This window comes from Asanoa sp. NPDC049475, from assembly GCF_040676915.1.
Lineage (GTDB): Bacteria > Actinomycetota > Actinomycetes > Mycobacteriales > Micromonosporaceae > Asanoa.
This window is the reverse complement of the sequence record NZ_JBFAPY010000001.1, coordinates 966,739-993,156: the sequence shown is the minus strand read 5'-3', so window position 1 is coordinate 993,156 and position 26,418 is coordinate 966,739. Positions and strand designations below refer to the sequence as shown.

General features: G+C 72.2%; 27 protein-coding genes and 1 pseudogene. 11 read left to right on the top strand and 17 right to left on the bottom strand.

Translation table 11 applies throughout. The features are described 5' to 3' along the window. The first annotated feature begins 45 nt into the window (after positions 1-45). Positions 46-303 (top strand): type B 50S ribosomal protein L31, encoded by a 258-nt coding sequence (locus AB0J88_RS04755; RefSeq protein WP_364352350.1) that lies wholly within the window; start codon positions 46-48, stop codon positions 301-303. Positions 304-312: 9 nt separating this feature from the next. Here AB0J88_RS04755 and AB0J88_RS04750 read toward each other — a convergent pair whose 3' ends face one another. Further along, positions 313-780 carry a MarR family transcriptional regulator gene (locus AB0J88_RS04750; RefSeq protein ID WP_364352347.1) on the bottom strand — a complete coding sequence of 156 codons (468 nt, stop codon included), beginning with the start codon at positions 778-780 and terminating at the stop codon, positions 313-315. Between the two features lie 52 nt (positions 781-832). On the opposite strand from AB0J88_RS04750, the gene AB0J88_RS04745 reads away from it, so the two are divergent. Continuing rightward, the gene (locus tag AB0J88_RS04745) at positions 833-1,678 is read left to right on the top strand and encodes an SDR family oxidoreductase (protein WP_364352344.1); all 846 of its coding nucleotides are present in this window, start codon (positions 833-835) and stop codon (positions 1,676-1,678) included. A 7-nt stretch (positions 1,679-1,685) separates the two neighbouring features. Here AB0J88_RS04745 and AB0J88_RS04740 read toward each other — a convergent pair whose 3' ends face one another. The 3 genes from AB0J88_RS04740 to AB0J88_RS04730 all read right to left on the bottom strand — a co-directional run bounded on the left by AB0J88_RS04740 (position 1,686) and on the right by AB0J88_RS04730 (position 2,847). Beyond that, a complete protein-coding gene (locus AB0J88_RS04740) occupies positions 1,686-2,051 on the bottom strand; it encodes a hypothetical protein (protein ID WP_364352341.1) in 366 nt (121 codons plus the stop codon). Between the two features lie 150 nt (positions 2,052-2,201). Next, entirely contained in the window at positions 2,202-2,498 is a 297-nt protein-coding gene (locus tag AB0J88_RS04735) for a hypothetical protein (protein ID WP_364352338.1), read from the bottom strand. Positions 2,499-2,706: 208 nt separating this feature from the next. Beyond that, the gene (locus tag AB0J88_RS04730; RefSeq protein WP_364352335.1) at positions 2,707-2,847 is read right to left on the bottom strand and encodes a hypothetical protein; all 141 of its coding nucleotides are present in this window, start codon (positions 2,845-2,847) and stop codon (positions 2,707-2,709) included. A 68-nt stretch (positions 2,848-2,915) separates the two neighbouring features. Between AB0J88_RS04730 and AB0J88_RS04725 the strand changes: the two are divergent. Then, positions 2,916-3,452: pseudogene (locus tag AB0J88_RS04725) on the top strand (response regulator transcription factor); the annotation flags it as partial. On the opposite strand, the gene AB0J88_RS04720 reads toward AB0J88_RS04725, so the two are convergent. Both AB0J88_RS04720 and AB0J88_RS04715 read right to left on the bottom strand, forming a co-directional pair. After that, complete coding sequence (locus AB0J88_RS04720) at positions 3,428-4,630, bottom strand: amidohydrolase family protein (protein ID WP_364352332.1); 1,203 nt, start codon at positions 4,628-4,630, stop codon at positions 3,428-3,430. The pseudogene AB0J88_RS04725 and the gene AB0J88_RS04720 overlap by 25 nt on opposite strands. A gap of 44 nt (positions 4,631-4,674) precedes the next feature. Then, entirely contained in the window at positions 4,675-5,058 is a 384-nt protein-coding gene (locus tag AB0J88_RS04715; protein ID WP_364352329.1) for a hypothetical protein, read from the bottom strand. A 260-nt stretch (positions 5,059-5,318) separates the two neighbouring features. Here AB0J88_RS04715 and AB0J88_RS04710 point away from each other — a divergent pair, with 260 nt between their 5' ends. Then, positions 5,319-5,957 carry an MBL fold metallo-hydrolase gene (locus AB0J88_RS04710; RefSeq protein ID WP_364352326.1) on the top strand — a complete coding sequence of 213 codons (639 nt, stop codon included), beginning with the start codon at positions 5,319-5,321 and terminating at the stop codon, positions 5,955-5,957. On the opposite strand, the gene AB0J88_RS04705 is transcribed toward AB0J88_RS04710, so the two are convergent. Genes AB0J88_RS04705 through AB0J88_RS04695 form a run of 3 tightly spaced genes read right to left on the bottom strand, consistent with a single transcriptional unit; the run spans position 5,918 to position 9,761 of the window. Next, complete coding sequence (locus AB0J88_RS04705) at positions 5,918-7,336, bottom strand: MFS transporter (protein WP_364352323.1); 1,419 nt, start codon at positions 7,334-7,336, stop codon at positions 5,918-5,920. The genes AB0J88_RS04710 and AB0J88_RS04705 overlap by 40 nt on opposite strands. A gap of 47 nt (positions 7,337-7,383) precedes the next feature. Further along, the gene (locus tag AB0J88_RS04700; RefSeq protein ID WP_364352320.1) at positions 7,384-7,863 is read right to left on the bottom strand and encodes a MarR family winged helix-turn-helix transcriptional regulator; all 480 of its coding nucleotides are present in this window, start codon (positions 7,861-7,863) and stop codon (positions 7,384-7,386) included. Between the two features lie 53 nt (positions 7,864-7,916). Continuing rightward, positions 7,917-9,761: a M48 family metalloprotease gene (locus AB0J88_RS04695; RefSeq protein ID WP_364352317.1), complete on the bottom strand. Its 1,845-nt coding sequence runs from the start codon at positions 9,759-9,761 to the stop codon at positions 7,917-7,919. Between the two features lie 120 nt (positions 9,762-9,881). On the opposite strand from AB0J88_RS04695, the gene AB0J88_RS04690 reads away from it, so the two are divergent. The 3 genes from AB0J88_RS04690 (at position 9,882) to AB0J88_RS04680 (ending at position 15,482) form a co-directional block, all read left to right on the top strand. Beyond that, the gene (locus AB0J88_RS04690; protein ID WP_364352314.1) at positions 9,882-10,823 is read left to right on the top strand and encodes a DUF4034 domain-containing protein; all 942 of its coding nucleotides are present in this window, start codon (positions 9,882-9,884) and stop codon (positions 10,821-10,823) included. A gap of 128 nt (positions 10,824-10,951) precedes the next feature. Continuing rightward, entirely contained in the window at positions 10,952-13,858 is a 2,907-nt protein-coding gene (locus AB0J88_RS04685) for a M36 family metallopeptidase (protein ID WP_364352311.1), read from the top strand. A gap of 91 nt (positions 13,859-13,949) precedes the next feature. After that, positions 13,950-15,482, top strand: coding sequence for a glycine hydroxymethyltransferase (locus tag AB0J88_RS04680; protein WP_364352309.1), 1,533 nt, complete (start codon positions 13,950-13,952; stop codon positions 15,480-15,482). Here the strand turns inward: AB0J88_RS04680 and AB0J88_RS04675 are convergent. The 3 genes from AB0J88_RS04675 to AB0J88_RS04665 form a co-directional block, all read right to left on the bottom strand. Continuing rightward, positions 15,479-16,465, bottom strand: a complete 987-nt coding sequence (locus tag AB0J88_RS04675; protein WP_364352306.1) for a beta-ketoacyl-ACP synthase 3 — start codon at positions 16,463-16,465, stop codon at positions 15,479-15,481. The genes AB0J88_RS04680 and AB0J88_RS04675 overlap by 4 nt on opposite strands. An 82-nt stretch (positions 16,466-16,547) precedes the next feature. Further along, complete coding sequence (locus AB0J88_RS04670; protein WP_364352303.1) at positions 16,548-17,549, bottom strand: FUSC family protein; 1,002 nt, start codon at positions 17,547-17,549, stop codon at positions 16,548-16,550. Beyond that, positions 17,542-17,982 carry a hypothetical protein gene (locus tag AB0J88_RS04665; RefSeq protein ID WP_364352300.1) on the bottom strand — a complete coding sequence of 147 codons (441 nt, stop codon included), beginning with the start codon at positions 17,980-17,982 and terminating at the stop codon, positions 17,542-17,544. The genes AB0J88_RS04670 and AB0J88_RS04665 overlap by 8 nt, the downstream gene beginning before the upstream one ends. A gap of 152 nt (positions 17,983-18,134) precedes the next feature. Between AB0J88_RS04665 and AB0J88_RS04660 the strand changes: the two genes are divergently transcribed. Next, positions 18,135-19,667 carry a glycosyltransferase gene (locus AB0J88_RS04660; RefSeq protein WP_364352297.1) on the top strand — a complete coding sequence of 511 codons (1,533 nt, stop codon included), beginning with the start codon at positions 18,135-18,137 and terminating at the stop codon, positions 19,665-19,667. On the opposite strand, the gene AB0J88_RS04655 is transcribed toward AB0J88_RS04660, so the two are convergent. Beyond that, entirely contained in the window at positions 19,639-20,604 is a 966-nt protein-coding gene (locus tag AB0J88_RS04655; protein ID WP_364352294.1) for a glycosyltransferase family 2 protein, read from the bottom strand. The genes AB0J88_RS04660 and AB0J88_RS04655 overlap by 29 nt on opposite strands. A 71-nt stretch (positions 20,605-20,675) precedes the next feature. Between AB0J88_RS04655 and AB0J88_RS04650 the strand changes: the two genes are divergently transcribed. The 3 genes from AB0J88_RS04650 to AB0J88_RS04640 are packed head-to-tail and all read left to right on the top strand — an operon-like array spanning position 20,676 to position 22,944. Continuing rightward, positions 20,676-21,356 (top strand): hypothetical protein, encoded by a 681-nt coding sequence (locus AB0J88_RS04650; RefSeq protein WP_364352291.1) that lies wholly within the window; start codon positions 20,676-20,678, stop codon positions 21,354-21,356. After that, on the top strand, positions 21,356-21,721 hold the full coding sequence (locus tag AB0J88_RS04645) for a YciI family protein (RefSeq protein WP_364352288.1): 366 nt from the start codon (positions 21,356-21,358) through the stop codon (positions 21,719-21,721). Before AB0J88_RS04650 ends, AB0J88_RS04645 begins: the two co-directional genes overlap by 1 nt. Positions 21,722-21,732: 11 nt before the next feature. Further along, the gene (locus AB0J88_RS04640; protein ID WP_364352285.1) at positions 21,733-22,944 is read left to right on the top strand and encodes an RNA polymerase sigma factor; all 1,212 of its coding nucleotides are present in this window, start codon (positions 21,733-21,735) and stop codon (positions 22,942-22,944) included. On the opposite strand, the gene AB0J88_RS04635 is transcribed toward AB0J88_RS04640, so the two are convergent. The 4 genes from AB0J88_RS04635 to AB0J88_RS04620 all read right to left on the bottom strand — a co-directional run bounded on the left by AB0J88_RS04635 (position 22,933) and on the right by AB0J88_RS04620 (position 26,416). After that, positions 22,933-23,556, bottom strand: coding sequence for a hypothetical protein (locus AB0J88_RS04635; protein ID WP_364352282.1), 624 nt, complete (start codon positions 23,554-23,556; stop codon positions 22,933-22,935). The two genes, AB0J88_RS04640 and AB0J88_RS04635, sit on opposite strands and share 12 nt — an antisense overlap. Then, on the bottom strand, positions 23,553-23,684 hold the full coding sequence (locus AB0J88_RS04630) for a hypothetical protein (protein ID WP_275414253.1): 132 nt from the start codon (positions 23,682-23,684) through the stop codon (positions 23,553-23,555). Before AB0J88_RS04630 ends, AB0J88_RS04635 begins: the two co-directional genes overlap by 4 nt. Before the next feature lie 97 nt (positions 23,685-23,781). Continuing rightward, positions 23,782-25,050 carry a cytochrome d ubiquinol oxidase subunit II gene (locus AB0J88_RS04625; RefSeq protein WP_364352280.1) on the bottom strand — a complete coding sequence of 423 codons (1,269 nt, stop codon included), beginning with the start codon at positions 25,048-25,050 and terminating at the stop codon, positions 23,782-23,784. A gap of 4 nt (positions 25,051-25,054) precedes the next feature. Then, positions 25,055-26,416 carry a cytochrome ubiquinol oxidase subunit I gene (locus AB0J88_RS04620; protein ID WP_364352277.1) on the bottom strand — a complete coding sequence of 454 codons (1,362 nt, stop codon included), beginning with the start codon at positions 26,414-26,416 and terminating at the stop codon, positions 25,055-25,057. Positions 26,417-26,418 lie beyond the last annotated feature (2 nt).

Sequence of the window (26,418 nt, the reverse complement as noted above, 5' to 3'; positions counted from 1 at the left end):
TAGGTGACGGGTTGGTCGAGAGGCCGGAACCGCCCAAGGAGTGACATGAAGCCCAACACCCACCCGAAGTACCAACCGGTGGTCTTCCGCGATCGCGGCGCGGACTTCGCGATCCTGACCCGCTCCACCGAGACCAGCGACAAGACGATCGAGTGGACGGACGGGAACACGTACCCGGTGATCGATGTCGAGATCTCCTCCGCGAGCCACCCGTTCTGGACCGGCCGCCAGCGCGTCCTCGACAGCGCGGGCCAGATCGAGAAGTTCCGCCGGAGGTACGGGGACCGCAAGGGCCCGTCCTGACCCGCCGGCTCAGGCGTCGGGGTCCTGACCGGTCGCCGGAAGGCTGGCGACCCCGTCGTGCAGGGCCGCCCGGAACGCGCGGTAGGTGTCCGCACCGAGCGCGGCTGACAGGTCGCGCTCGATCTCGGCGACCAGGTTGTCGGTGACCTCCATGAACCGCAGCCCGCGCTCGGTCGGCACGATCAGCTTGGCCCGGCGGTCGGCCGGGTCGGGCTCACGGCGGACGTAGCCCAGCCGTTCGAGCTCGTCCACGATCGCGCCCATCGTCTGCTTGTTGCGGCCCGCCAGCCGGGCCAGCTCACCCGGCCGGGTCCCGCCGGCGTCCAGGAAGGCGAGCACAGCGCCGTGCCGGGGGCGGGCGTCCGCGAAGCCCTGCTCCGACGCGCGGGCGAAGATCTGCCGCTGGACCCGGGCCGACAGTTGGACGGCCAGGATCCCGAGGTCGGGCTCCCGCTCCTTGCGTGTGCTGCGGTTCATATTTTGGTCCAATCGTTGGACGGTCACATGCTTGGACTATATCGTCTTCGCCATGACCATTCTCATCACTGGAGCGAACGGTGCCGTATCCCGGGAGGTAATCCGGGAGCTGGCCGGCAAGGCCCCGCTGCGCGCCCTGGTGCGCGACAAGTCCCAGGCGACTGACCGAGGCGGCGTCGAGTACGTCGTCGGCGACCTCGACCACCCCGACACGCTGGGTCCGGCGTTCGCCGGCATACGCACTGTGTGGCTGCTCAACGCGATGGGCCCGATGGCGCCGAGCCAGAGTATGAACGCGGTCTGGGCCGCCAGGCAGGCCGGGGTCGAGCACATCGTCCGGATGTCCGCGATCGGCGCGGCCTTCGACGCGCCCACCCGCAACGGGCGGCTGCACGCCCTGTCAGACGTGGAGCTGCAGAACTCGGGCATCCCCTGGACCATCCTGCGCCCCAGCCACTTCATGCAGAACCTCTTCGGCTCGGTCGGCGGCGGCGAGCTCAACGGCCTCATGGGCGAGAGCAAGGTCGGCTTCGTCGACATCCGCGACATCGCGGCGGTGGCGGCCGAGATCCTCCAGCGGCCGGAGCCGCACGCGGGCAAGATCTACACCCTGACCGGGCCGGAGAGCCTCTCGCTCCACGAGGTGGCGGAGGAGTTCGAGCGGACCCTCGACCGGCCGGTGCGCTACGTGCCGGAAAGCGCGGAAGAGACCCTCGCCCGCCTTCTGGCGTTCGGCCTCGACCGGTGGATGTCCGAGGTGCTCGCCGAGTACCGCGTCGCGTACGGCGCGGGCTGGGGCGACTTCGCCAACGACCACGTCGCCGGTGTCGTCGGCCGGCCGCCGCGCAGCCTGGCCGAGTTCGCCCGCGACCACCGCGAACACCTGGCCCGCGACTAGGACGCCCTCACCTCCCGCGGTCGGACGCGTACGCGCCGATCATGGAGCCGGCCGCGGTCAATACCAGGACGGCCGCGGCCGGGTTGACATAACGGGGAACGGACGGGGCCGGGTAAGCGCCGCCGCCGCTGAGCCGGCACTGGAAGCGGAGTGGCAGGAAGTCGACGTCATACCCGTCGACCTGGCTGGCCAGGGACGGCCCAGCGGCGCGGCAGGGCTCGACCGGCGACGACCCGGTGCCACCGTCCTCGGCGCGCAGCACCGCGTAGCCGACGTGCAGCAGCCCCCAGGCGTAGACGACGACGGCAGCCAGACCGGCGAGCGAAGCGACGGCCCGCAGCCGCTGCGACGTGGAACCTCTGAACGACACCATGGTGAAGTTGATCTTAAAAGCCCCCGGCAAGGCCGCCCGCGGCGGTCTGGTCCTGCTCGTCTGCGCACTCGCCAGCTGTGGCATCGGCACGGCCTGGTTGAGCATGCTCGGCGCCATCGACGAGCAGCCGGTCGGGCAACTGGTCGCGACCTACACGTTCGCCTCCCTGTGCGGTCCCGTCGGGCGCACGGTCGGGGTGCTGGGCACGGCGGCCGGGGTCGCCATCTCGATCGTCGTGCCGGGCGGGTCCGTGCGCGCCGTCTCGTTCGTCGGTCTGCTCTTCGCCGTCGCGTACGCCCTCGGCACCAGCACCCGTGCCCGCCGCGACCGGATCGCACTGCTCGAGGAGCGCGGCCGCCGGCACGCCGAGGAGCAGGTCGCGGTCGCCGCCCGGGAGCGCGGGCCTTCGACGTCATCGGCGACACCGCCCGCGAAGCCCTGGCCCAACTGCGGCAGACCTCGGCACGGTACGCGAACCCGCCGACAACCTGGCCCCACAGCCACAGCTGGCGGAGCTGTCCACATTGGTCGAACGAGCGGGCGCGACCGGGCTGCGGGTCACGGTCGCCCAGCACGGCACGGCACGGTCGCTGCCGCCCTTGCTGGGCACGGTGGCGTACCGCGTCGTGCAGGAGTCACTGACCAATGTGGTGCGTCACGTCAACGCGACAGAGGTCGAGGTCGGCCTCGCCTGGTCCCGCGACGGGCTGCGCATCGAGGTGTCCGACGACGGCTCGTCCGGGCCGACGACTCCGGGCCAGGGGCTGATCGGCATGCGCGAGCGGACGACGGCCATCGGCGGCACCCTGCAAGCCGGCCCGCGCACCGACGGACGCACCGGTTTCCGGGTGACCGCCATGGTGCCGGCCCGACGTCGTGCTGATGGACATCCGCATGCCGAAGCTGGACGGCATCCAGGCGACGACCCGGGTCTGTGCCGGCACCGAGGCGCGCGTGCTGGTGCTGACGACCTTCGACCTCGACGAGTACGTGTACGCCGCGCTGCACGCGGGTGCCAGCGGCTTCCTGCTCAAGAACACCCGCCGGGGCGACCTCGTCGCCGCCGTCCGCACGGTCGCGGCCGGCGACGCGCTGCTGGCGCCGACCGTGACCCGGCGGCTGATCGCCCAGATGGTGGAGAAGGGACGCGAGACGCCCGGCCCGCCGGCCCGGCTGGACCTGCTCACCGGCCGGGAGACCGACACCCTGCACCTGCTGGCCCGCGGCCTGTCCAACGCGGAGATCGCCGGCCGGTTGTTCGTCACCGGGCACACGGTCAAGACGCACGTCAGCAACCTGCTGGCCAAGCTCGGCCTGCGCGACCGGGTGCAGGCGGTCGTCCTGGCGTACGAGTCGGGTCTGGTCGTGCCCGGCCGTCAGAGCCGTTCGCCGCGCGCGTAGACGGCCCGGATCGCGTCCAGGGCCGCCGGGTCGGTGAGCGGATCGCCGTCGACGGCGAGCAGGTCGGCGTCGTACCCGGGAGCGATCCGGCCCTTGCGGTCGCCCAGGCCGAGCACCTCGGCCGCGCGGGAGGTGTTGGTGCGCAGCGCCTCGGCCGGGGTCATGCCGACCGCCCCGGACAGCATGCCGATCGCGGAGCGCAGCACGTCGGGTGGCTTGATCGGCCCGATGCCGGCGTCGGTGCCGGCGATCAGGTCGACGCCACCGGCGTACAGCTTGCGCACGTTGGCCGAGATGGTCGGCATGCGCTTCGCCATGGCGGGCAGCACCTCCGCGCCCGGCGCCAGGACGACGCCGAGCGTGAGCCCGATCGTGACGGGAGCGGCGGCGAGCGCCGCGACGAGGTCGTCGGGCATCTCGTCGACCCCGTCGGCGGTCATCAGGGTGACGTGCTCGAGGCCGTCGACGCCCGCGGCGAGGGCGTCGCGGACGGCCCGCAGTCCGTGCACGTGCGCGGTGATCGGCAGGCCGCACGCGTGCGCCTCGCCGACCGCGACCCGAAGCTCGTCCAGCGTGAACTGCGAGAGCTCCGGCCGGCTGCCCGGGGTCAGGTTGCCGCCGCTCGCCATGATCTTGATGACGTCGACACCCCGGTCGGCGTGCGCGCGCACGGCGGCCCGGATCCCGTCGGCACCGGACGCCTCCGCGCCGAGGTAGTGGCAGTGGCCGCCGGGTGTGGTGATCGGAGGGCCGGACGCGACGATCGTCGGCAGCGTGCGGTCGGCCGCGGCGGCGTCGCGCACCCGCAACGCCAGGTAGTTCCGGTCGCCGAGGTCGCGCACGGTGGTCACGCCGCCGGCGGCGGTGCGCCGGGCGGCGACCGTCATCGCGGCGTACGCGGCCGCGTCGTCACGGGCGGCCAGGGCGCCGACCGGGTCGGGAGAGGCGTCGAACGCCAGGTGGACGTGCCCGTCGACCAGCCCGGGCACCAGCGTGGCGGCGCCGAGGTCGACGACCTCAGCTTCGGCGGGACCGGCCGTGCCGACGGAGACGATCCGGCCGGAGTCGGAGTCGACGGTGACCACCGGTTGCGGGGTCAGCGCATCGCCCGTCCCGTCGAACAGCCGGGCGGCCCGGATGGCGGTCAACCGCCGGCGCGGTGTCGCGGTGGTGGTCATCACGGCAGTCTCGCGCCACCATCGCCCCGGCGCCGTCAGGTGGGCTACACACGCACCCGTTCGAGGAACCGCAGCCCTCGTTTGAGGAACGTCCGCGGGTTGGTGTCCAGGTGCGTGGCCCAGGCGGGGTTCGCGTCGCCGCGCAGCCAGGCGTAGCGGGCCAGGGCGTAGCCGAACATCGGCTCGGTCAGGTAGCCCAGGCGGGAGGTGCGCGCATAACCCCCGTCGCGGCTGTAGTCGAACGCCGCGTTGGCGCCGAAGATGCCCAGCCCGAAGAAGACCGTGAGCAGGTCGGTGAGCGGCTCGTGGTCCTCGCGACCCGCCGAGATTCGACCGTCACCGATGAGGAGCACATGGCCGAGCTCGTGGCTGATGGTCGCCACGAGCGCCATCGGGGCCGCCGCCTGGTCGTCGCGAATCCCGATCACCGAACGGCCGTCGCGCAGCCGATGGTGCCCGGCGGAGCACCGACTCGACGTCGTCGCGGCTGCCGCGGTAGACGCCGGGGAAGAACTCGTCGTTCGGCAGCACGACCGTGCCCCGCAACCGTTCGTCGCCGAACTCGGCCAGCAGCCAGTCGAGAGACGTGTCCACCCACTCCGCCTCGACCGGCCGCACCGGACAGGCGGCCCTACCCCACCAGACCATGCCACGATTGTGCGGCCACACCGCAAAGTAAGGTGTGATCATGCTGCTCACCAAGTACACGCACGCCTGCGTACGGTTCGACGACGGCGACCGGCGTCTGCTGGTGGATCCGGGCATCTGGACCGAGCCGGCGGCCTACGAGGGCATCACCGACATCCTGGTCACCCACGAGCACGCCGACCACTTCGCCGTCGAGCGGATCGCTGCTCTGCTGGAGACGCGCGAGCTGCGGATTCACGGCGACGCCTCACTGCGGGCCGCGGCCGAGGAGGAGAAGGCGACCGCCGTCGCGGCCGTGATCCAGCCGGTGGCCGTGGGTGACCGATTCACCGTCGCGGGTTTCGACGTCGTGGCCGTGGGTGGCGCGCACGCCAAGACCTACGAGGGCCTGCCCGGCTGCGCCAACCTCGGCTTCGTCGTCGACGGCGTCTACCACCCCGGCGACTCCTACTTCGTGCCGACCGAGCCGGTCGAAACCCTGCTCGTGCCGGCCAGCGGGCCGTGGGTCAAGATGGCCGAGTCGCTGGACTTCACCCGCGCGGTGGCGCCGGCCCGCGCCTTCCCGATCCACGACGCGCTCCTCTCGACGATCGGCAACGCGAACTTCGACGCCTGGCTGGAAGAGAAGGGCCGGACCACCTACACGCGGATCGGGCTCGGCGACTCCGTGACGATCTGAGCCGGCGCGGGCCGCAGCAGCAGCGCCGCGGTCACGAACGCGACCGCCACCAGCCCCGCGCCGACGGCGAAGGCCAGCCGGTAGCCACCGGTCAGCGCCTCGGCCACACCCTGGCCGGCGGCCCGCAGCGCGTCGGTGCGGGCCGCCGCCAGGGTCGCCAGCACCGCGACACCGAGCGCCATCCCGATCTGCTGCGTCGTGTTGAACAGCCCGGATACCAGGCCGGCGTCGTCTCCGCGCGCACCTGACATGGCCAACGTCGCGAGGGCCGGGAGCACCAGGCCGAATCCGGCTGCGAGCAGCATCACCGGCAGCACGTCGACCACGTAGCCGGCGTGCACCGGCACCCGGGTCAGCAGTCCGAGCACGCCGGCCAACATCACCAGGCCGACCAGCAGCATCCGGCGTTCGCCGAACCGCGCGTTGAGCCGCGCCGAGAGTCCCAGCGAGACGGCGCCGATCGCCACGGCCGCCGGCAGCATGGCCAGGCCGGTGCGCAGGGCGTCGTACCCGAGCACGTTCTGCAGGTAGAGGGTCACCAGCACCTGGAACGCGAAGCAGGCGGCGAGCGTGAGCACCTGCACCAGGTTGGCCACGGCGACACCGGGCGCCCGCAGCACCCGCACCGGCACCAACGGGTCGCGGGCCGTGGCCTGGCGCACCACGAAGCCGGCCAGCAGGGCGACCGCGAGAGCGAACAGACCGGCGGTGCGCAGCGGCCCGGACCTGTCGAGCTCGACCACGGCGTAGATGCCCGTCACGAGACCGGCGGTGACCAGCGACGCGCCGGCGAGGTCGGCACCGGAGCGCAGCCCGAGCCCGCGCTCCGCCGGCAGCGTGCGGTGACCCAGCACCAGGGTGGCGAGGCCGATCGGCAGGTTGATCAGGAAGATCCAGTGCCAGCCGAGCGCGTCGGTGAGCACGCCGCCGAGCACCTGGCCGATCGCCGCCCCGGCCGCGCCGGTGAAGCTGAACAGGGCGATCGCGCGGGACCGCTCGGCCGGCACGGTGAACAGCGTGACCAGGATCCCGAGGCTGACCGCCATGGCCATCGCGCTGCCGACGCCCTGGAGGAAGCGGGCGACGATCAGCAGTGCCGGGCTGGTGGCGGCACCCGCCAGCAGCGATGCCGCGGTGAACACGCCGGTTCCGGCCAGGAACATCCACTTGCGACCGAGCAGGTCGCCGAGCCGGCCGGCGAGCAGCAGCAGGCTGCCGAAGGCGATCAGGTAGGCGTTGACCACCCAGCTCAGATCGGCGGGCGAGAAGCCGAGATCGGCCTGGATGGCGGGCATGGCGACGGTGACGATGCTGCCGTCGAGGATGGTCATCAACGAGCCCGTCGCGAGCACGCCGGCAGCAGTCCAACGGTTCTTCATAAGAAGGACCGTAGTGGATAGTTCCGTTGCGGACAATCTTTAACGGACTAGTTTCGCGCGCGCCGCACCGGCCGGGTGGTCTCGACGGGAGTGGCGAGATGCTCGCCGACCAGGCGTTCCAGGGCACGGAGGAAGGTCTTGCGCTCGGTGGCCGGCAGCGCGCCCAGCGCCTCGTCGTGCACGGCGTCGACGATCTGCTGACTGCGCTTGGCGACGCGGGCGCCCTCGGGCGTCACCGCGATGATCCGCGCCCGCCGGTCGGTGCTGGACGGCCGGCGCTCGGCCAGCCCGGCCTCCTCCAGCGCGTCGACCGTGACCACCATCGTGGTCTTGTCCATGTCACCGATCTCGGCGAGCTGGATCTGGGTGCGCTCCTCCTCCAGGGCGTGCACCAGCACGCAGTGCATCCGCGCGGTGAGGCCGATCTCGGCGAGCGCCGCGGCCATCCGGGAACGCAGCACGTGACTGGTGTGGTCGAGCAGGAACGACAGGTCGGGGCTGTCGCGCCGCGGAGCCATGGAGGTCATGCCGTCCAGCATACCCATTTCGGTCCGTAGCGGATTATCCGCCGAAGTCACACCTACGCGTTGAGCTCGTTGAGGACGTCAGTGAGGATCTCGCGGCTCTTGCGCTCCAGATCCTCGCCGTCCCACTTCTCGCGGATCGTGATCCGGCGGCCGTCGTGCAGGGTGAGCGTCGCCCGGATCGGCGTGCGCTTCTCGATGGTCGTCACAGCGACCTCCTCGTACGGGAGGAAGCGGTGCCGCTCGGCCAGCGCCTCGGCGGGCGCGGAGCCGACGAGCACGCGCAGCCGGTCTCTGCCCTTGTCGACGTCGCCCGGGTCCGACACGAAGACGAAGCCGTTGTCGAGCACCAGCAGATCGTGCCCCACGTCGTCGATCTTGACGTTGGCCAGCGCGGCGATGACCTGCGACCCGCGCGCCGTCGCCCGCTCCTCCACCATCGCCGCGGCAGCCGGGTCGATGCCCAGGTCCACGAGCCGCTTGCGGGCCTCGTCGAGGGTGTCCGGCGACACCGCGAGCTCGGCGATCTCGCGCAGCGGCAGCGGCTCGCCGTCGTTGCCGGTGAACACGGCCGGTTTCGACCACGAGTGCTGCCAGCGGCCGGCCCCCGAGCGCACCGCGGCGACCCGGAGCAGCAGCGTCATCGGCCCGGCGAACTGGACCGCTGCCTCGCGCCTGGTGGCGTTCTCGAAGAACGGCGCCGCGAACTCGCCGAGCTTGCCGTCGGCCACCACGCCGAGGACGGTCTCCAGGCCGGCCCGCTCGGTGCCGGTGGACCGGGCCGAGGCGCGGAACAGGGCATCGGCCTGGCGCTGGTCTGCGGACGCGATCGCGGCCGCCGTGAAGTCCGGCCAGGGCAGCACCTGCCGGTCGCCGATGTCGACCATCAGCTGCTGCATCCGCATGCCCGTGGCACGCAGGTCCGGGAGCAACGCGCCCGCCCTGCGGGTGTCCGGGGCACGGTCGACCTCGGGCGCGTCCGCCATCACCGCCACGCGCGCCCCGATCGGCGGGTGCGTGTCCCACGCCGAGCCGCGCACCTCGGGCTCACGCTCGCGCAGCGCCGCGAGCTCGTCGGTCCGGGCGTCCAGCAGCGCGCCGAACCCGCCGAACAGGTCGTCCGGCGCGTAGCGGGCACTCCAGCCCAGCTCGACGTACCGCTGGAAGAAGAACGCCCACGCGGCGGACAGGCCGGGCAGCTCGCGCAGCGCCGAGATGGCCGCGGCCCGACCGGCGACCCGCACGGCGGCGCGGTCGGCCTCCAGCTCCTGTCGCCGCGAGACCACGTTGTCGAGCAACCGGTAGAGGCGGGCATAACCCCGGAAGACCCAGCCCAACGGGTTGTACGTGGAGAGCCGGCCGATCGTGCCGGCGATGGTGAGCCGGCCCCGGTAGGCGACGCCGGCGAGCTGGGTGTGCATGCCCGAGTAGTGGCCGAGCTCGTGCGCGATCACCGCGCGGAGCTGGTCGACGGTCATCGCCTGGAGCAGCGGCAGTCCGATGTAGAGGTAGCGCCGACCGCCGAGCAGGCCGAGCAGCCGGGGGTGCTCGCTCACGGCGGCGTTGACCTCGGGCACGAGCCGGATCTCGTCGGGCATCCGGGTGCGCACCGCGGCGGCCAGCTCACGGACGGTCGCCCACAGCTCGGGAGCCTCGGCCTCGGTCAGCGGCACGCCCTCGTCCAGCTCGGGCTTGTCGCGGATCGCCCGCCACATCGCGACCGCCAGCGCACCGATCGACGCGATCAGCACCGGCACCACGAGCTTGACCGCGGCCAGCCCCGATACCCGGTCGTGCACCAGGATTCCGACCACGACCAGGGCCGCGAGCTGGACCAGTGCCACGACGTAGAAGCCGGCCAGCATGACGACCGAGACGAGTGCGCGCACCGCGCCGATCATTGGTTCCTCCCCGTTCTCACCAGGCGCCGCGCGACCTGGCGCAGGGCAACGTACGACGTTGATCTTCGGACGGCAAGACCCCTTCCAATCGAAGATCACCACCCTTTACGATCGGCGGCCATGTGGCCGTTCACCCGAACACCTGCCCCGCGGCTCGACCCGGCCGCGGGCGACCCGACCACGCGGGCCTTGCACGACGCCCTGACCAGGCACGACTGGGCGACCGCCGAGACCTTGCTGCACGGCGTGCCGGACGCCGACGACCGGGCGCACCACCTGAGCCGGATCAGCGAGCTTCCGGACCTGTGGCCGGCCCTGGGATCGTGGGTGGCGGGTGCGGCCGGCGACCCGTTGCCGCTGACTGTGCGCGGCGCGTACGCGATCGGCTGGGCCTGGCAGGCCCGCACCGCGGCCCGGGCCAAGTACGTGACGAAGGAGCAGTTCCAGGAGTTCTTCCGCCGGCTGCGGCTGGCCGAGGACGACCTGGACCAGGCGATCGCGCTCGACGCCGGCGCGGTCACCGCGCGCGCGTTCCTGGTGCTCTCCGCGCGGGGCCGCCAGGTCGAGCCGGACGAGGCCGCGCAGCGGTTCGCCGCCGTGGTCGAGCGCCATCCGCACCACTCCTTCGCGCACCAGCACCGGCTGCAGTACCTGTGCCGCAAGTGGTTCGGCAGCGACGACGAGATGTTCGGCTTCGCCCGCGCCTCGTTCGCCGCGGCTCCGGACGGCAGCCTGCTCGGCGCGCTCATCCCGGACGCGCACGTCGAGGCGTCCATGGACGACCGCGGTGGCTACTGGACCGCGCCGGCGGTGCGCGAGGAGCTGCACGCCGCGGCCGCCCGGTCGGTCCTCCACGCCGACTACCGCCCCCGGGCGGGCTCGGTCTGGGCCATGAACCTGTTCGCGTACGCGTTCTCGATGACTGGTGACCGCCAGGCCGCTGCCGCCTGCTTCGCCGCTCTCGGCGACCGCGTCACCGAGTACCCGTGGACCTACGACACCGTCCTGGCGAGCCCGGGGAAGGCGTACGCCCGGCACCGAGCGAAAGCTCTCGTTGCTTAATCGACTCACATCCATAAAGGGGATGGCCCGAAGTCAGTGACGCACGTAAATTTCCCTCCGACGGCAACGCTGCCGTCCGGAGGGGAGGGGCCGTGCAAAGACGACTTCTTGGCTCGCGAGGGTCCACCGTGCTGCTGACCGCGGCGGCGCTGGTTCTCGCGTCGGGTGCGGCAGGCGGTGCCGCACGTCAGGCACCACAGCAGCGAGGGCCGGCCGACGGTGGTGCGGTGGTGCAGGGCGACCACGTCGGCTCCCGCGACAAGGACAACCGCCGCGGCGCGGTCGCGCCCACCAGCGCGCAGCGCGACCGGGCCAACCGCGCACAGGCGCGGGCGACCTTCAACAACCTCGGCACCACCGCGGTGCTCTCCCCCACCGACCAGGCGCTGGCCACCGGGCTGTCCGCCGACCCGGTGCGGGCCGTCCGCGACTACGTCGCCGCGAACCGCGACCTGCTCGGCCTGTCCGAGTCCGGCGCCGCCGCGCTCGAGCCGCTGACCGTGCGGCCGATGGGCGAAGGCGCCGTCGTCGTCATGCGGCAACGGTTCGGCGACCTGCCGGCCGGCCACGACGGCATCCTGAGCGTCGGCGTGCGGGCGGGGTCGATCTGGCACGTCAGCTCCTCGCTGGCCCGCGACGGTGGTGCGCCCGAGCCGGCGACGCTGTCCACCGCCGACGCCGAACGGATCGCGCTCACCGACGCCGCGGCGCCCGGTGCGCGGGTCATGCGCACCGACCTGGTGGCCGTGCCCACCGCCGACCGGGGCGCCCGCTCCGCGTACCAGGTCGTGCTGGTGGCCAACGGCGCCGAGCCGGTCGGCTACTCGACCTATGTGGACGCTCGCGACGGCGGTGTGCTGGTCCGCGAGGACCTGGTCGACCACGACTCCGACAACCCGCACTGGCAGGTCTTCCCGCAGTCGCCGCGCGTCGACTACGGCTCCGCCGACACCCGCGTCGACTGGTGCTGGACCCGCGACCCCGGCTGCGACGAGACGGTCGGCACGTCGGCCTCGCCGCTGCCCTGGGACGTCGACCCGGCCACCGGCCTGTCCACCAACACGACCCGCGGCAACAACTCGATCGCGGTGCACAACTGGAACAGCGCCGACCCGTTCACCGTCGGCACGGAGACCGCCACGCCACGGGCGGACCGCGACTACAGCTACCCCTGGACCAACCAGTGGTACGAGCGGGGCTGCGACCCGGCCGTGTTCACCTCGCCGGAGCGCAACGACATCGACGCCGCCCGGGCCAACCTGTTCGGCATGCACAACCGGATGCACGACTGGACGTACCACCTGGGCTTCACCGAAGAGGCCTGGAACATGCAGGGTGACAACTTCGGCAAGGGCGGTCTGGGCAACGACTTCGAGCAGGGCAACGCGCAGGCCGGTGGCGTCGCCGGCGGGTTCCCCTCGTTCGCGGCCCGCGACAACGCCAACCAGATCACGCCGCCCGAAGGCACCGCGCCGATCACCAACATGTACCTGTGGCAGTCGGTCCCGGCCAGCTTCTACGCGCCGTGCGTCGACGGCGACTACGACATGTCCGTGATCGCGCACGAATACGGCCACGCCGTGACCGGCCGCATGATCGCCGGCCCGAACATGGGCCTGTCCAGCCCGCAGGGCATGAGCGAGAGCTGGTCCGACCAACTCGCGATGGAATACGCCTACGAGCACGGCTACGCGCCGCCGGGCCTGCGCGGCTACACGATCGGCCAGTACGTCACCTCGGACCCGGTCGCCGGCATCCGCAACTACAACATGAGCCAGAGCCCGCTCAACTACAGCTCGGTCGACTACGACTTCGTCGGCCTCCAGGTGCACGCCTCCGGCGAGGTGTGGACGGCGACCAACTTCGACATCCGGGCCGCCATGATGAAGCGGTACGGGTCGGGCAACGCGGCGATCCAGAAGGCGTGCGCCAACGGTGAGCGACCGGTCACGGCTTGCCCCGGCAACCGGCGCTGGATCCAGCTCGTCTTCGACTCGTACCTGTTGATGGCCGTCAGCGGGGTCAGCATGGTCGACTCCCGCGACGCGCTGCTGGCCGCCGACAACATCCGCTTCGGCGGGGCCAACCAGGACCTGCTCTGGAACGCGTTCGCCAAGCGCGGCCTGGGCGCGGGTGCGGTCAGCGCGGGTCCGGCCGACGTCAACCCGGTGCCGAGCTTCGAGTCCCCGCACGCCGACGAGGCCCGGCTGCTCTTCAAGCCGATCGCCCTCGGCAACGGCACCGGCCCTCTGGAGAACGCGAAGCTGTTCGTGGGCCGTTACCAGGCCCGAGCGGTGCCGGTGGCCGACACCGACGCCGCGACGCCGCTGGGCAGCGAGGTCCGCCTGGTGCCCGGCACCTACGAGTTCGTCGTGCAGGCGCCCGGCCGTGGCCTGGCGCGGGTCGGCCCGATCACCGTCAAGGCCGGAGCGACCGTGCCGCTGCCGGTGGTCATGCTCCCGAACGTCGCATCGGCCGCGGCCGGCGCCACCGCCACCGGCGACGGCGTCAACCAGGCCAGGCTGATCGACGAGGACGAGGCCACCAACTGGGCGTCGCTGAACAGCCCGATCGCCGGCAAGCAGGTCACGGTCGACCTGGCCGGCGGCCCGCAACTGGTCAGCCGGGTCAACGTCAGCGCCATGCTGCGCCCGGCGATCACCGGCGACCCGGACGCCGGGGGCCAGAACAGGTTCAGCGCGCTGCGCGCGTTCAAGGTCTCGGCCTGCACGGCGCGCGGCAGCGTGACCTGCGCGGACGCGGCCGACTTCCGGTCGGTCTACACCAGCCCGAAGGACGCGTTCCCGTCGGTCGCACCGCGGCCGAGGGCGCCGGAGCTGATCTTCGAAAGCTTCCGGATCCCGCTGACCCTGGCCACCCACCTGCGCTTCGAGGTGGTCACCAACCAGTGCACCGGCGCACCCGACTACGCCGGTGAACAGGACCAGGACCCGCAGTTCACCACTGACTGCGCGGCCGGCAGCATCCAGGACGATTTCGTCCGAGCCGCCGAGTTCCAGGCCTTCCTGGCCTGAGCGTCGACGGAGGGGACCCTGTCGACCGGGGTCCCCTCCGTCGCGACACCCGGTAACCGGCGCCTGAGCCGCCTGGCGGAGAATGTCCGGCATGGAGACGATCGTCGGTAGGTATCTGGGCGCGGTTGATCACGGGCGGTTGGATCCGTCCGCCATCGGGTTCTACGCGATGCTCGACGCGGTGCGGGCGGTCGATCCCGGCATCGCCGCGGCGACCGTGCAGGAACTGCTCGACCAGCGGTCGCATCTCAAGCTCATCGCTTCCGAGAACTTCAGCTCGCTCGCCGTGCAGGCGGCGCAGGGCTCGCTGCTGACCGACAAGTACGCCGAGGGCTTCCCCGGCCACCGCTTCTACGCCGGTTGCGACAACGTCGACACCATCGAGGCGACCGCCGCCAAGCTGGCCACCGATCTGTTCGGCGCCGCGCACGCGTACGTGCAGCCGCACTCCGGTGCCGACGCCAACCTGGTCGCCTTCCTGGCCATCCTCGCCACCCGGGTCGAGGCCGACGTGCTCACCCGGTTCGGCACCGCCGACGCGCCGGCCCGCCTGCCGCAGATCACCGCCGAGCAGTTCGCCGAGCTTCGCGCCGAGCTCAACAACCAGCGGCTGCTCGCGATGGACTACTACTCCGGCGGGCACCTGACGCACGGCTACCGGTTCAACATCTCCAGCCGGATGTTCGAGGCGCATTCCTACTCCGTCGACCCGGAGACCAAGCTGCTCGACCTCGCGGAGGTGCGGCGGAAGGCGCGCGAGGTGCGCCCGCTGATCCTGCTCGCCGGCTACTCCGCGTACTCCCGGAAAATCAACTTCGCCGAACTGCGCTCGATCGCCGACGAGGTCGGCGCGACGCTGATGGTCGACATGGCGCACTTCGCCGGTCTGGTCGCCGGCAAGGTGTTCACCGGCGATTTCGACCCGGTCGCGCACGCGCACGTCGTCACCACGACCACGCACAAGACCCTGCGCGGCCCGCGTGGCGGCATGGTGCTCTCGACGGCCGACTACGCGGAGGCCATGGACAAGGGCTGCCCCGCGATCCTCGGCGGCCCGCTCTCGCACGTGATGGCCGCGAAGGCCGTCGCGCTGCGCGAGGCCTCCCGGCCCGAGTTCGCCGACTACGCGCAGCGGATCGTCGCCAACTCGCAGGCGCTCGCCGACGGCCTCCTGAAGCGCGGTGTCCCGGTGCTGACCGGCGGCACCGACAACCACCTGCTGCTGGTCGACGTCGAGGAGGGCTTCGGCCTCACCGGCCGGCAGGCCGAACAGGCGCTGCGCGACTGCGGCATGACGCTCAACCGCAACAGCCTGCCCGGCGACCCGAACGGCGCCTGGTACACGAGCGGCCTGCGGCTGGGCACGCCGGCGCTGACCACACTCGGCATGGGCACCGCCGAGATGGACGAGATCGCCGACATCGTCGCCCGGGTGCTGGGCGCGACTACGCCGGCGGGCAGCAAGGCCAAGTTCAGCACCACGCCCGACGTGGTCGACGAGGCTGGCAAGCGGGTGCACGCGCTGCTCGGACAGCACGTGCTCTACCCGGAGCTCGACCTCGACCACGTGCGACCGGCGGACTTCGGCCTGACCGCCTTCGAGCACCGCGGAGCCGCGGCTTAAGGCAGATCCACCACCATCGCCGAGTACGACAGCCCCGCGCCGAAGCCCACCAGCAGGGCCGGGCCGCGCGGGGCGTCGGCGGTGGCGAGCAGCGCGTCCAGCGCCAACGGGATCGAGGCGGCCGAGGTGTTGCCGGCCGTCTCGATGTCGCGGGCGACCACACACGACTCCGTCAGGTCCAGCCCGGCGACCATCCGGTCGGTGATCCGGGCGTTGGCCTGGTGCGGCACGAACGCCGCCACCTCGGCGGGGACCAGCCCGGCCATGGTGACCGCCGCGCGGGCGGTCGCGGTGACCTCCTGCACCGCCCAGCGGAACACCTCCGGCCCGGCCATCGCCATGGTCGGCCAGAAGTCCGGCTTCTCGAGCATGCTGGTGTACGGCTCCGGGTGCCCGATCAGTCCGGCCCGGGCGCCGTCGGAGCCCCAGACCACCGGCCCGACGCCGGGCTCGGACGCGGGGCCGACGACCACCGCACCGGCGCCGTCGGCGAACAGGAAGGCCACCGTCCGGTCGGTGGGGTCGATGATGTCCGTCATCTTCTCCGAGCCGATCACCAGCACGTTCCGCGCGCTGCCCGCCCAGATCAGCCCGTCGGCGATCGCGATGCCGTGGCAGAAGCCGGCGCAGGCCGCACCGAGGTCGAGCGCCGCGGCGGAGGTCGCGCCGAGGTCGTGGGCCACCTGCGGCGCGGCCGGCGGCGTCTGCTGAACGCGGGACATGGTGGCCAGCAGCACCATGTCGATGTCGGCCGGTTCGAGGCCCGCGCGCTCGACCGCCTGCCGCCCGGCGGCCGCCGCCATGCTGATCACGGTCTCGGTCTCGTCGCCGAACCGGCGGCTGACGATGCCGGACCGCCGCCGAATCCACTCGTCGGTCGAATCGATCCGCTCACAGATCTCGGCGTTGGTCACCGCCCGCGCCGGCCGGTAGGCGCCGACGCTGACCACTCGGCTCCCGCTGGCCACTGGCGACACCCGCATCAACCACCTCACCGGCTCGCGGACCCGCGCCCGCATATACAGCCATTACAGCCAGCCCCGGACCCCGGTCGGGCCGGTTTCCTCAAACCCCGGACGGGGCGGCGGCCCGCGCGAGCTCGCCAGCGGCTGAGCGGACCTGCTCCGCGACGGGCGGCGACACGTCGGCGAGCCGACCCGCCGGGACGGCGGCACCGGTCCGGCCCTTCCTGGCCACCAACGACTCGACGAGCTCGTCGGTGGCGCGCCCGAGCGCCGCGACGGCGTCGACCAGGTCGGCAGGCACCTTGGCCGGCAACTCGTCCGCCTGTGCCCGCAGCGCGAGATGGGCGTGGGTGAGGGCGGCTCCCAGGTGCGGCAGTTTGGCCTCCACCCCGGCCAGCATGCGCCGGGTCCGGTAGTGGGCGAGCGCCACCGAGATCAGCTTCGCGAGCCGCCGGGTCTCGTCCGCCACGTCCCGCAGCCCCGCCTGCGCCGACTCGAGCCGGTCGGCGGCGCTGCGCGTGACCGGCTGGTCGGCCGCGCGCAGCCCCGCGTCCGCACCGTCGAACGCCTCGGCCAACTGGGCGCGCAGCGCGCCGGTCGCGCGGCGAAGGGCCAGCGGCATCAGCGGCACGACCACCGCCCGCACGCCGAGTGCCACCCCGGCGCCGATCAGCGCGTCCAGCCAGCGCTCGTAGAAGATCCCCGCGTTGGCCGAGGGATAGAGCGCGACGATCAGCACCGCCGTCGTGGTCGCCTGGTTCAGGAGCATCTTCCCGCCGCTGACCAGCAGGGCCAGGCCGGCGGCCAGCACCACCACCACGGCGAGCTGGATCGGGCCTCTCCCGATGAGGTGCACCAGGCCGTCGGCGAGGATGAGCCCCACCGTCACGCCGACGATCAGCTCAACGGTCTGCCGCAGTTGCCGGCCGATCGAGCCGCCGACGACCAGCACGGCGGCGGCCGGCGCGAAGAAGGCGTTGGCCTGCCCGAGGACCGTGCCGGCGATGAACCACGCCAGCCCGGCCGCCACACCGAGCTCCAGCACCACCCAGCGGTCGATCCAGGTAGAGCGCAGGCGCCCCCGCAGCCAGCTGTCAGCCACGCACCCGGTAGAACGTGCGGACGAGGTCGTCGGCGAGCAGCGACAGCCCGATGCCGAGCAGCCAGGTGTCCTTGGCCAGCGGCGTGCCCGCCTCGGTGGGCCGCAGGCTGCCGTCGAGGCGCATGCCCGGAGTCTTGAGGTAGAGACCCACCAGCCCGGCGGCGAACCCGGTCAACGTGAGCCCCGCCAGCCCCTCCGGCACCAGCGGGAACAGCAGCACCGCACCCACGGTGATCTCCGCGGTCGACAGGAGCTTGGCGAACTTGCGAGGCTCCATCCGGCCCAGGAAGGGGTACGCCGTCGTGGCGAAGCCGTGCATGCCGGCCGCCGCGTCCGAGTCGGCACCCCGCTTGGCCAGGCCGGAGTTGAGCACGAAGGCTCCCGTGGCCAACCGCAGTGGTGCCTGATGGGCGAGATCTCGCAGCAACAACACGCGACTCCTCCTTGTGCGCGACAGCGGAAGGGGGATTGTCTTCGCGCCTACCCCTTGCCGCCCGGTCCAAACGGTCCATCCGCCGTCCACCGGGGCTTCATCCGAGCGGGCTACCATCACCGGCCAGGTGGCCGCAGCGCGGAAGGTTGGGCATGGAGGCCGTTCCGCGGGTGCTCCGCAACGACTGGTCGACGGTCGCGGTGCCGGAGCTTGCCGGCTGGCAACCGATCCGGTCGGTCAGCGTGATCATCCCGGCCTACCGGGCGCAGGCGACCCTCGACCTCACGCTGGCCTCGCTGAGCCGGCAGACGTACCCGGCCGACCTGCTCGAGGTGGTCGTCGTCGACGACGGCTCGGAGCCGGCGCTGGAGCTGCCGCAGATCCGGCCGGTCCGCACCAAGCTGGTCCGGGTCGAGCAGGGCTGGGGCCGGGCCAACGCGCTGGCGTGGGGCGTCCGGCACAGCAGCGGCGAGATCCTGCACTGGCTGGACGCCGACATGGTGGTCTACCCGGAGCACGTGGCGGCGCAGGCCCGGTGGCAGCACGTCCTGCCGTACGCCGTGACGCTGGGCTACAAGCGGTTCGTCGACCCGGAGACGCACGGCCCGTGGCCGGCCGCGCGAACCGTCGACGACGCCTGGCGCCGGGGCGAGCCGGACGGCCTGTTCGGCGGCGCGACCGGCGAGCCGCACAGCTACGTCGAGCGCTACATCACGCAGACCGACCAGCTCCGCACCGCCGACCACCTGGCGTTCCGGATCCACGTCGGTGCGACCGCCGCCCTGACCCGGGAGCTCTACGATGCGGCCGGCGGGTTCGACACCGACCTGCGGCTCGGCGAGGACACCGAGTTCGGCTACCGCCTCGCGCAGGCCGGGGCCGTGTTCGTGCCCGAGCCCAAAGCCCGCGCGTGGCACCTCGGCCGCACGCAGGTAATGAAGGCCCGGGAGCAGGTGGCCCGCTACAACCAGGCGTTCTTCGCCGACCGGATCCCTTATCCCCGGCACACCCGGCGGTCCGGCGGCACCGTGTGGACCGTACCCCTGGCCGAGGTGGTCATCCCGGTCGGCGACGAGCCGTTGGAGACGATCCGGGCGGCGGCCGACGCGGTGCTCCGCGGCACCGACCTCGACGTGCGGGTCAACCTGCTAGGCCCGTGGAACAAGCTGGACGACGTCCGGGTGTCGCCGCTCGCCGACCCCAACCTCGACCTGCGCCTGATCGCGGCCACGTACCGCGGTGAGCCGAGGGTGCGACTCGTCACCGAGCCGCTGTCCGCGTTCCCCGCGCCCTACCTGCTCGAACTGCCGCCGTCCCACCGCCTCGCCCCCGACGGACTGCGCCACCTCGTGGAGCTGGCCGACCACCACCAGGTCGGGGTGATCGAGGTCGGCTCAGCGCTGTTGTGGCGCACCGCGGCGGTCCGGCGGGCTGAGCTCGTGCGGGCGCCCGGCGAGTCGTTGCGGGAAGCGGTGACTGCCGTGTACGGCAGCCGGGCCGAGTCGCCTGCGGCCGTCGGCCTCACCGCCGACGAGGAGGACGCGGCGGCCGCGCCGGGTCGGCGGAAGCGGCCCATGCCGTCCACCCTGGAGGTCGGCGGGGTGCGCTCGCTGGCCCGGGCGACGGTGATGGTCGGCCGGCTCACCGGCCGTCAGCTCAGGGCGCGACTGATCCGCCGGGGCTAGCCACGGGTCGCCGCCGCAGCACCAGGTCGCGCAGCTTCGCCCGCAGCCCCGGCGGCAGCAGCCAGATCTGCAGGAACGTCACGTAGTCGAGCACGCCGGGCCGCCCGTGCCGACGGGCCTCGCCCAGGATCTCGCGGAACACCCGGAAGCTGCCGCTGGCCACCGCCATCGAGCTGATCACGCTCAGCGTGACCGCCGCGTACGCCCGCGGGCTGAACAGGGACCGGTTGGCCCGCGACCAGCCGAACATCTTCTCCCACGGTGACGCGAGGCTCAGCCGCGGCCGGTTCTCGTCGGTGTGCCAGACGAGCAGTGCCTCGGGTGCGACGAACAGGTCGACACCGTCCACGGCGAGCGCGCGCAGCGTCCAGTCCAGCTCCTGGAGCCGGGGCAGCCCGACGGTGAACGGCACCTTCCGGAACAGCTCGGTCGGCGCCAGGATCATTGAGGTCTGCACGAAGCCGTCGCCGTGGGTCAGGCCGCGCCGGACCGTCAGGTACTCGCTGCGCGGCTCGCCGTGGTCGGGCAGCCGGCGTGGCATGACGACGTCAGCCCGTGGCGTGCGGTTGACCAGCCGGCAGGTGACCACCGGCAGCGGGACGTTCGCGGCCTTGGCCTCGTCGAGCTGGACGGCCAGCTTGTCGGGCAGCCACTCGTCGTCGTCGTCGAGCATCGCGGTCCAGGGCGCCTGCGCCGCTCCGACACCGGCGTTGCGGGCGTTCGGCGCCCCGCCGCGCCGGGGCAGCACGACCGTCCGCAGGCGCGGATCGTCGAGCTCCCGCAACGTCGCGACGGTCTCCTCGTCAGGGCCGTCGACCACCACGATGACCTCGATGTTGTCGAAGGTCTGGCCGAGCGCGCTCCGCACCGCGCGGGTGACCAGGGCCGGCCGCGAACGCGTGGGAATGACGACGCTGACTTCCGGGATGGCCGACATGGAGCGCAAGCTATCGACGTTTCCCTACGGGAAGATGAAGTCGAGGTGGCGGGCGCGCGTAGCGTGGAGTGATGTTGGTGCAACCCGCACAAGCCCTGACCGACCTGCTGCTCGGTCTGGTCGTGTGCGGGCTGGCCATCGCCCTGCTCCGCCGCCGGGTGGCGCCGACCCACCGTTACTGGGAGTTCGCCCTCGCCTGTCTGGCGGCGTCCGCGCTGGCCGGTTTCGTCCATCACGGTTTCCTCGTCCGGTGGCCGGCGGTGGCGACCGTGAGCTGGACCCTGATCAGTGTCACGGTCGTGCTCGGCATCTCCTACCTGCTGGCCGCCACGGTGGAGGAGGTGTTAGGCCCGGGCCACCGGCGGGTGTTCTGGATACTCCGCGCGGCCGGGCTCGGCGCGTACCTCGGCCTGGTCATCACCACCGGAGCGGGCGTCGGCGCGCTGATCCTCTGCGAGTCGATCACCTTCGCCTGCATCATCGGGCTGTGGGCATGGGCGGCGCGCCGCCGGCACCCGCTGGCCCTGCCGGTGCTGCTCGCGATCGTGGCGAGCGCCGCCGCGGCCGGCACCAAGGCGATCTCCGACAACCTCACGGGCGCCGTCTACCTGGACGGTGACTCCCTCTACCACCTCGCCCAGATCATCGGCATCGTGTTGCTGTACCGCGCGGTGTCGATCCGTCGGCCTCCCGTTCGTGTAGGGGTCGACGGGCCGGCACCGACGCCGGCCGCGGATGGAGGGACACCCTGATGAGGCACTACCTGCTGACGGTCCAGCAGCCCGGCGACGGCCGACTGCTGCCGCCCGAGCAGCTCGAACCGATCATTAAGGACGTCGAGGTCGTCAACGAGGAGCTCCGGGCATCCGGCGCGTGGGTCTTCGCGGGCGGCCTGCACCCGCCGAGCACCGCGACAGTGGTCAAGCTCGACGGCGCCGAGATCGTCACCACCGACGGGCCGTACGCGGAGGGCAAGGAGCACGTCGGCGGCCTCACCGTGCTCGCGGCGGACGACCTCGACGAGGCGCTCGAATGGGGCCGCCGCTACGCCCGGGCCACCCGCCTCCCGATCGAGGTCCGGCCCTTCCACGGTGAGCCGGGCGAGCATCTGGCCTAACGTTGGCGGTTGTGACCGCGACGTCCGCCGCACAGATCGCCCAGGTCTTCCGGGCCGAGTACGGTCGCGCCGTCGCTGTCCTGGTGCGCGTCCTCGGCGACATCGACGCCGCCGAGGACGCGGTCCAGGACGCCTTCACCACCGCGGTCCGCCGCTGGCCGGAGACCGGCCTGCCACCGAGCCCGGCCGGCTGGATCATCACCACCGCCCGCAACCGCGCCATCGACCACGCCCGCCGGGAGTCGACCCGCGACTCCCGCCAGGCCGAGGCCGCGCTGCTGTTCGCGGCACCGGAGCCGGCCGAGCCGGACCCGGTCGGCGACGACACGCTGCGACTGATCTTCACGTGTTGCCACCCGGCGCTGGCCCTGCCGGCCCGGGTGGCGCTCACGCTGCGGCTGCTCGGCGGGCTGACCACGGCCGAGATCGCCCGCGCGTTCCTGGTGCCGGAGCCGACCATGGCGCAGCGCCTCGTGCGGGCCAAGGGCAAGATCCGCGACGCCGGGATTCCCTACCGGGTGCCGGCCGAAGCCGACCTGCCCGAGCGGCTGCGGGCGGTGCTCGCCGTGGTCTACCTGATCTTCAACGAGGGCTACACGGCGACGTCCGGCGACGAGCTCACCCGGGAGCCGCTGAGCACCGAGGCGATCCGGCTCGGCCGGCTGCTGGCCGGCCTGCTGCCGGACGAGCCCGAGGTCGCCGGGCTGCTCGCGCTGATGCTGCTCACCGACGCCCGCCGGGCGGCCCGCACCACGGCCGAGGGCGACCTGGTGCTGCTGGCCGACCAGGACCGCGGTCGCTGGGACGCGGCGATGATCCATGAGGGCCGGGCGATCGTCCGCTCCTGCCTGGCGCTCGGCCGGCCGGGTCCCTACCAGATCCAGGCCGCGATCAATGCCGTGCACACGGACGCCGGCGACACCGACTGGCAGCAGATCGTGCGGCTGTACGACCAGTTGCTGGTGGTCGCGCCCAGCCCGGTGGCGAAACTGCACCAGGCGGTCGCGGTCGCGGAGGTCGACGGTCCGCAGGCCGCCCTGACCATCGTGGACGCGCTCGACCTCGACCGGTACCACCTGTACCACGCGGTGCGCGCCGACCTGTTGCGCCGGTCGGGTCGCGGCGGCGAGGCGGTCGGCGCGTACGACGAGGCGATCGCGCGCACCGACAACGCGGCCGAACGCCGCTTCCTGGAGCGGCGGCGCGCCGGCCTAGCGGGGTAGCAGGCCGGAGACGTCGACCGGCGGGAACGCCGAGATCATCGACGCGCGGTCGTCGAACACCTTCACCGACGGATAGCTCTCGGCCAGCCGGTCCTGCCACTTGCGCGGGTGACCGAGATAGAGAACGAGCTCCACGGTCTTCACCACCCGGCCGTCCGGCAGCGCGGTGCGCCGGCGCTCGTCGAAGATGTAGCGCGACTCGCCGAGCGCCCGGACCAGGTTGGCCTGGGTCGGCATGGCGTACTCCAGCGCGACGATCCGGCTGTGCTGAGCGCGGAAGCCGCGCTCGCCGACCTCGACCCGGCCCCACGCCTCGACCACGCCGGTGACGACGCAACCGGGGTGCAGCACCGAGCGGGTCGCCAGCTGCTCGTCGTCCGGACGGTGGCAGGCGTAGATGCCGCAGGCACAGTCGGCGTGCGGAGCGGCGTGGTCGGTCTCGGGGTGGCGGCAGACCGCGCGCATCGGCGAGTGCCAGATGTGGTTCTGGGTCACCGCCTTGAGCCGCATGTCGAGGGTGACTTCCCACTGGCGGTAACCGCGAAGCGCGCCGGCCACCAGGGTCGCTGGTCGGTCGGCGCTGAACTGGTCCTGGAAGTGCGACCGGGTCACGTGGTTGCTGGCTCCTTGACAGGCGCCGGTTCGACCGGGGCGGGGATGGCGGGTTCGACCGGGGGCGCGAACGGGTCGCTGTGCAGGGGCGCGAACTCGTATTCGTGCGTCTCCTTGCCAATGTCCATGACGGGCAGAATACAAGGCTCTGACCTGGGAATCTGCTGGCAGGAGCCGGACTTCCGCCCCAGGCACACACCACCCAAGTCCGAAATATCCGAAGTGTTAGCGGGGACGGCGCAGCAGCTCCCGCAACGACCGGCCCGCCACCTCCGGCGACGGGCGCGACGCGAGCTCCACCGGGCCGACCGCGCGGAAGCCCGCGAACGTCGCGATGCCGAGGAAGATGAGTCCGAAGATGTGCGACACGGCCGGCTCCGCGATCGTCAACAGCACGAACCCGGCGACCAGGAACCCGATGCCGGTCTGCGCCGCGTGCTTGCGCCGCTCGCGGGACACCGCTCCACCCGGCACCGGCGGCGGTCCCTGCGAGGTCGGGTCGAAGCTGCCGGACAGCGTGAGCCGGAACAGCAGGGCGAGGCTCGGGAACAGCACCACCGCGCCGACGGCCAACGAGACGATCAGCGCGATCATCGTGGTGTCGTTGGCCGCCGCGTCCTCGATGGTGACCGTGGTCGGCAGCAGGTACGGCCGCTGCGCGACCGCCCAGCCGATGATGACCGCGGCGACCGCCAGCGCCGCGCTCAACCGGGCCTCCGTGAACCGGCGCAGCACGACCAGGGCCATCGACACCAGGCCGGCCACCCCGCTGACCACCACCGGCACGAGCCCCCAGCCGGAGGTCAGCCCGTCGAACAGCCGGGGCACGTCGGCACGCACCACGAACAGGCCACCCACCGCGAGCCCACCGGCCACCACGCCCGCGAGCAACGCCCGGCCCCGGAACGCCTCGACCAGGTCGGGCTCGCGCAACCGCTCCGCGTCGGCGGCCAGGAACACCGCGGCCAGGAACGCGCCGGTGGCCACCGCGAGGAAACCGGCCAGGATCGAGGTCGCGTTGGTCCAGCTGGCCACCTCGGCACCGAGCGCGTTGCCCGGCGGCACCCGGCCGCTGGCGACCGCGCCGATCACACTGCCCAGCATGTACGGCGTCATGATCGACGCGGCCGCGAACGACAGGTCGATGTAGCGGCGCTGGCGGGCGTTGGCCGCGTTCTGCAGGGCGTACGACATCCCGCGCAGGACGATGCCGAGCGCCGCGAGGAAGATCGGGATCGCCAGCGTGGAGAAGATCGCCCCGAACACCGACGGGTACGCCGTCCAGAGCACCGTGATGACGAGGATCAGCCAGACGTGGTTGGCCTCCCACACCGGCGCGTTCGCGTGGTGCGCGTGGTCCCGGATCCGCCGCCCGTGCTCGCCACCGCCCGCCGAGAGCTGCCAGACGCCGGCGCCGAAGTCCGCACCGGCCAGCAGCGTGTAGAGGATCAGGCCGATGACGACGACGGCCGCGGGGATGGTCTGGAGGGCCATGCCGTCACTCGGCGTGGCTGAGCGGGTGCGTGGTGTCGATCCGGTCGTCGGGCGGCTCCGCCATCGGCACGCGCGACAGGCGCACCAGCACCCAGCCGACCGCGATCAACAGCCCGAGGTAGACGGCGGCGAGGGCGCCGTAGCCGACGGGGATGCCGGAGGCCCCGGTGACCGCGTCCTCGGTGCGCATGAAGCCGTACACGACCCAGGGTTGCCGACCGACCTCGGTGGTGATCCAGCCCGACAGCAGGGCGACGATCGAGAGCGGGCCGCAGAGCACCACCGCCCGGTAGAACCACGGGCTGGCCGGGAGGGTCCCCTTGCGCCAGCGCAGGAAGAGGAAGAGCACGGCGACCAGCGCCATGATCGACCCGGCGACGACCATGCTCTGGAACGCGTAGCGGACCACGTTGACGGGCGGCTGGTCGTCCAGCGGCACGGTGTCCAGGCCCAGCACGGTCGAGTTGATGTCATGGAAGGCCAGCAGCGAGAGCAGCTTGGGTATGCCGAGGCCCCAGACCACGTCGCCGTTCTGGTACCAGCCGGCGACGTGCAGCGCCGCGCCCTTGGTGGTCTGGCCCAACCCCTCCATCGCCGCCAGCTTTACCGGCTGGTTCTTCGCCACCTCGCGGGCGGCCCAGTCGCCGACCAGCAGCTGCACGGGCGAGGCGACGGCGGCCGCGGTCATCGGCACGGCGAAGGCGGTCCGCTCGTAACGGCCCCATCGGCCGCGCAGCGCGTAGACGGCGTACGCGGCGGCGACCAGGAAGCCGGTGACGATGAAGCCGGCGACGTACATGTGGACGAACTCGTGCCAGAAGTAGGAGTTGCCGAACAGCGCGCGGGCCGCGTTGGACGAGGTGACCCGGCCGTTCTCGTAGGTGAAGCCCTCCGGGTGGTTCATCCACCCGTTCACCGCGATCACCATGAACGAGCCCACGACGCCGGCGACCGCGATCGGCAGCCCCGACAGGAAATGGGCGCGCGGCGAGAGCCGGTCCCACCCGTACACGTAGATCCCGATGAAGATGGCTTCCAGGAAGAAGGAGAAGCCCTCGATGGCGAAGCCGAGGCCGAACACCTCGCCGAAGGTCGCGGTGAAGTTCGGCCAGAGCAGGCCGAGCTCGAAGCTGAGGATCGTGCCGGTCACCACCCCCGCGGCGAACAGCGCGACCATCACCTTCGACCAGCGGCGCGCGAGCGTGCGATAGAGCTCGTCGCCCGTGCGCAGGTAGCGCCATTCGACGAAGAGCACGAGCGCCGGGAACGCGATGCCGAAGCAGACCAGCGGGATGTGCACCACGAACGAGAGGGCCTGCATCTGACGGGCTTCGAGCAGGTAGTCCTGAGCCAGGATCTCAGTCATCG

Bases quoted from the DNA above. Each gene is read 5' to 3' on its own strand.
- AB0J88_RS04695 (WP_364352317.1), bottom strand. From the start codon at position 9,761: ATGATCGGCGCGGTGCGCGCACTCGTCTCGGTCGTCATGCTGGCCGGC.
- AB0J88_RS04700 (WP_364352320.1), bottom strand. From the start codon at position 7,863: ATGACCTCCATGGCTCCGCGGCGCGACAGCCCCGACCTGTCGTTCCTG.
- AB0J88_RS04630 (WP_275414253.1), bottom strand. From the start codon at position 23,684: ATGGACATTGGCAAGGAGACGCACGAATACGAGTTCGCGCCCCTGCAC.
- AB0J88_RS04755 (WP_364352350.1), top strand. From the start codon at position 46: ATGAAGCCCAACACCCACCCGAAGTACCAACCGGTGGTCTTCCGCGAT.
- AB0J88_RS04680 (WP_364352309.1), top strand. From the start codon at position 13,950: ATGGAGACGATCGTCGGTAGGTATCTGGGCGCGGTTGATCACGGGCGG.
- AB0J88_RS04745 (WP_364352344.1), top strand. From the start codon at position 833: ATGACCATTCTCATCACTGGAGCGAACGGTGCCGTATCCCGGGAGGTA.
- AB0J88_RS04650 (WP_364352291.1), top strand. From the start codon at position 20,676: ATGTTGGTGCAACCCGCACAAGCCCTGACCGACCTGCTGCTCGGTCTG.
- AB0J88_RS04675 (WP_364352306.1), bottom strand. From the start codon at position 16,465: ATGCGGGTGTCGCCAGTGGCCAGCGGGAGCCGAGTGGTCAGCGTCGGC.
- AB0J88_RS04710 (WP_364352326.1), top strand. From the start codon at position 5,319: ATGCTGCTCACCAAGTACACGCACGCCTGCGTACGGTTCGACGACGGC.
- AB0J88_RS04625 (WP_364352280.1), bottom strand. From the start codon at position 25,050: ATGGCCCTCCAGACCATCCCCGCGGCCGTCGTCGTCATCGGCCTGATC.
- AB0J88_RS04750 (WP_364352347.1), bottom strand. From the start codon at position 780: ATGAACCGCAGCACACGCAAGGAGCGGGAGCCCGACCTCGGGATCCTG.
- AB0J88_RS04655 (WP_364352294.1), bottom strand. From the start codon at position 20,604: ATGTCGGCCATCCCGGAAGTCAGCGTCGTCATTCCCACGCGTTCGCGG.
- AB0J88_RS04720 (WP_364352332.1), bottom strand. From the start codon at position 4,630: ATGACCACCACCGCGACACCGCGCCGGCGGTTGACCGCCATCCGGGCC.
- AB0J88_RS04660 (WP_364352297.1), top strand. From the start codon at position 18,135: ATGGAGGCCGTTCCGCGGGTGCTCCGCAACGACTGGTCGACGGTCGCG.
- AB0J88_RS04645 (WP_364352288.1), top strand. From the start codon at position 21,356: ATGAGGCACTACCTGCTGACGGTCCAGCAGCCCGGCGACGGCCGACTG.
- AB0J88_RS04620 (WP_364352277.1), bottom strand. From the start codon at position 26,416: ATGACTGAGATCCTGGCTCAGGACTACCTGCTCGAAGCCCGTCAGATG.
- AB0J88_RS04730 (WP_364352335.1), bottom strand. From the start codon at position 2,847: ATGGCCGTCGTCCGCTCGCGCATGCCGATCAGCCCCTGGCCCGGAGTC.
- AB0J88_RS04705 (WP_364352323.1), bottom strand. From the start codon at position 7,336: ATGAAGAACCGTTGGACTGCTGCCGGCGTGCTCGCGACGGGCTCGTTG.
- AB0J88_RS04740 (WP_364352341.1), bottom strand. From the start codon at position 2,051: ATGGTGTCGTTCAGAGGTTCCACGTCGCAGCGGCTGCGGGCCGTCGCT.
- AB0J88_RS04690 (WP_364352314.1), top strand. From the start codon at position 9,882: ATGTGGCCGTTCACCCGAACACCTGCCCCGCGGCTCGACCCGGCCGCG.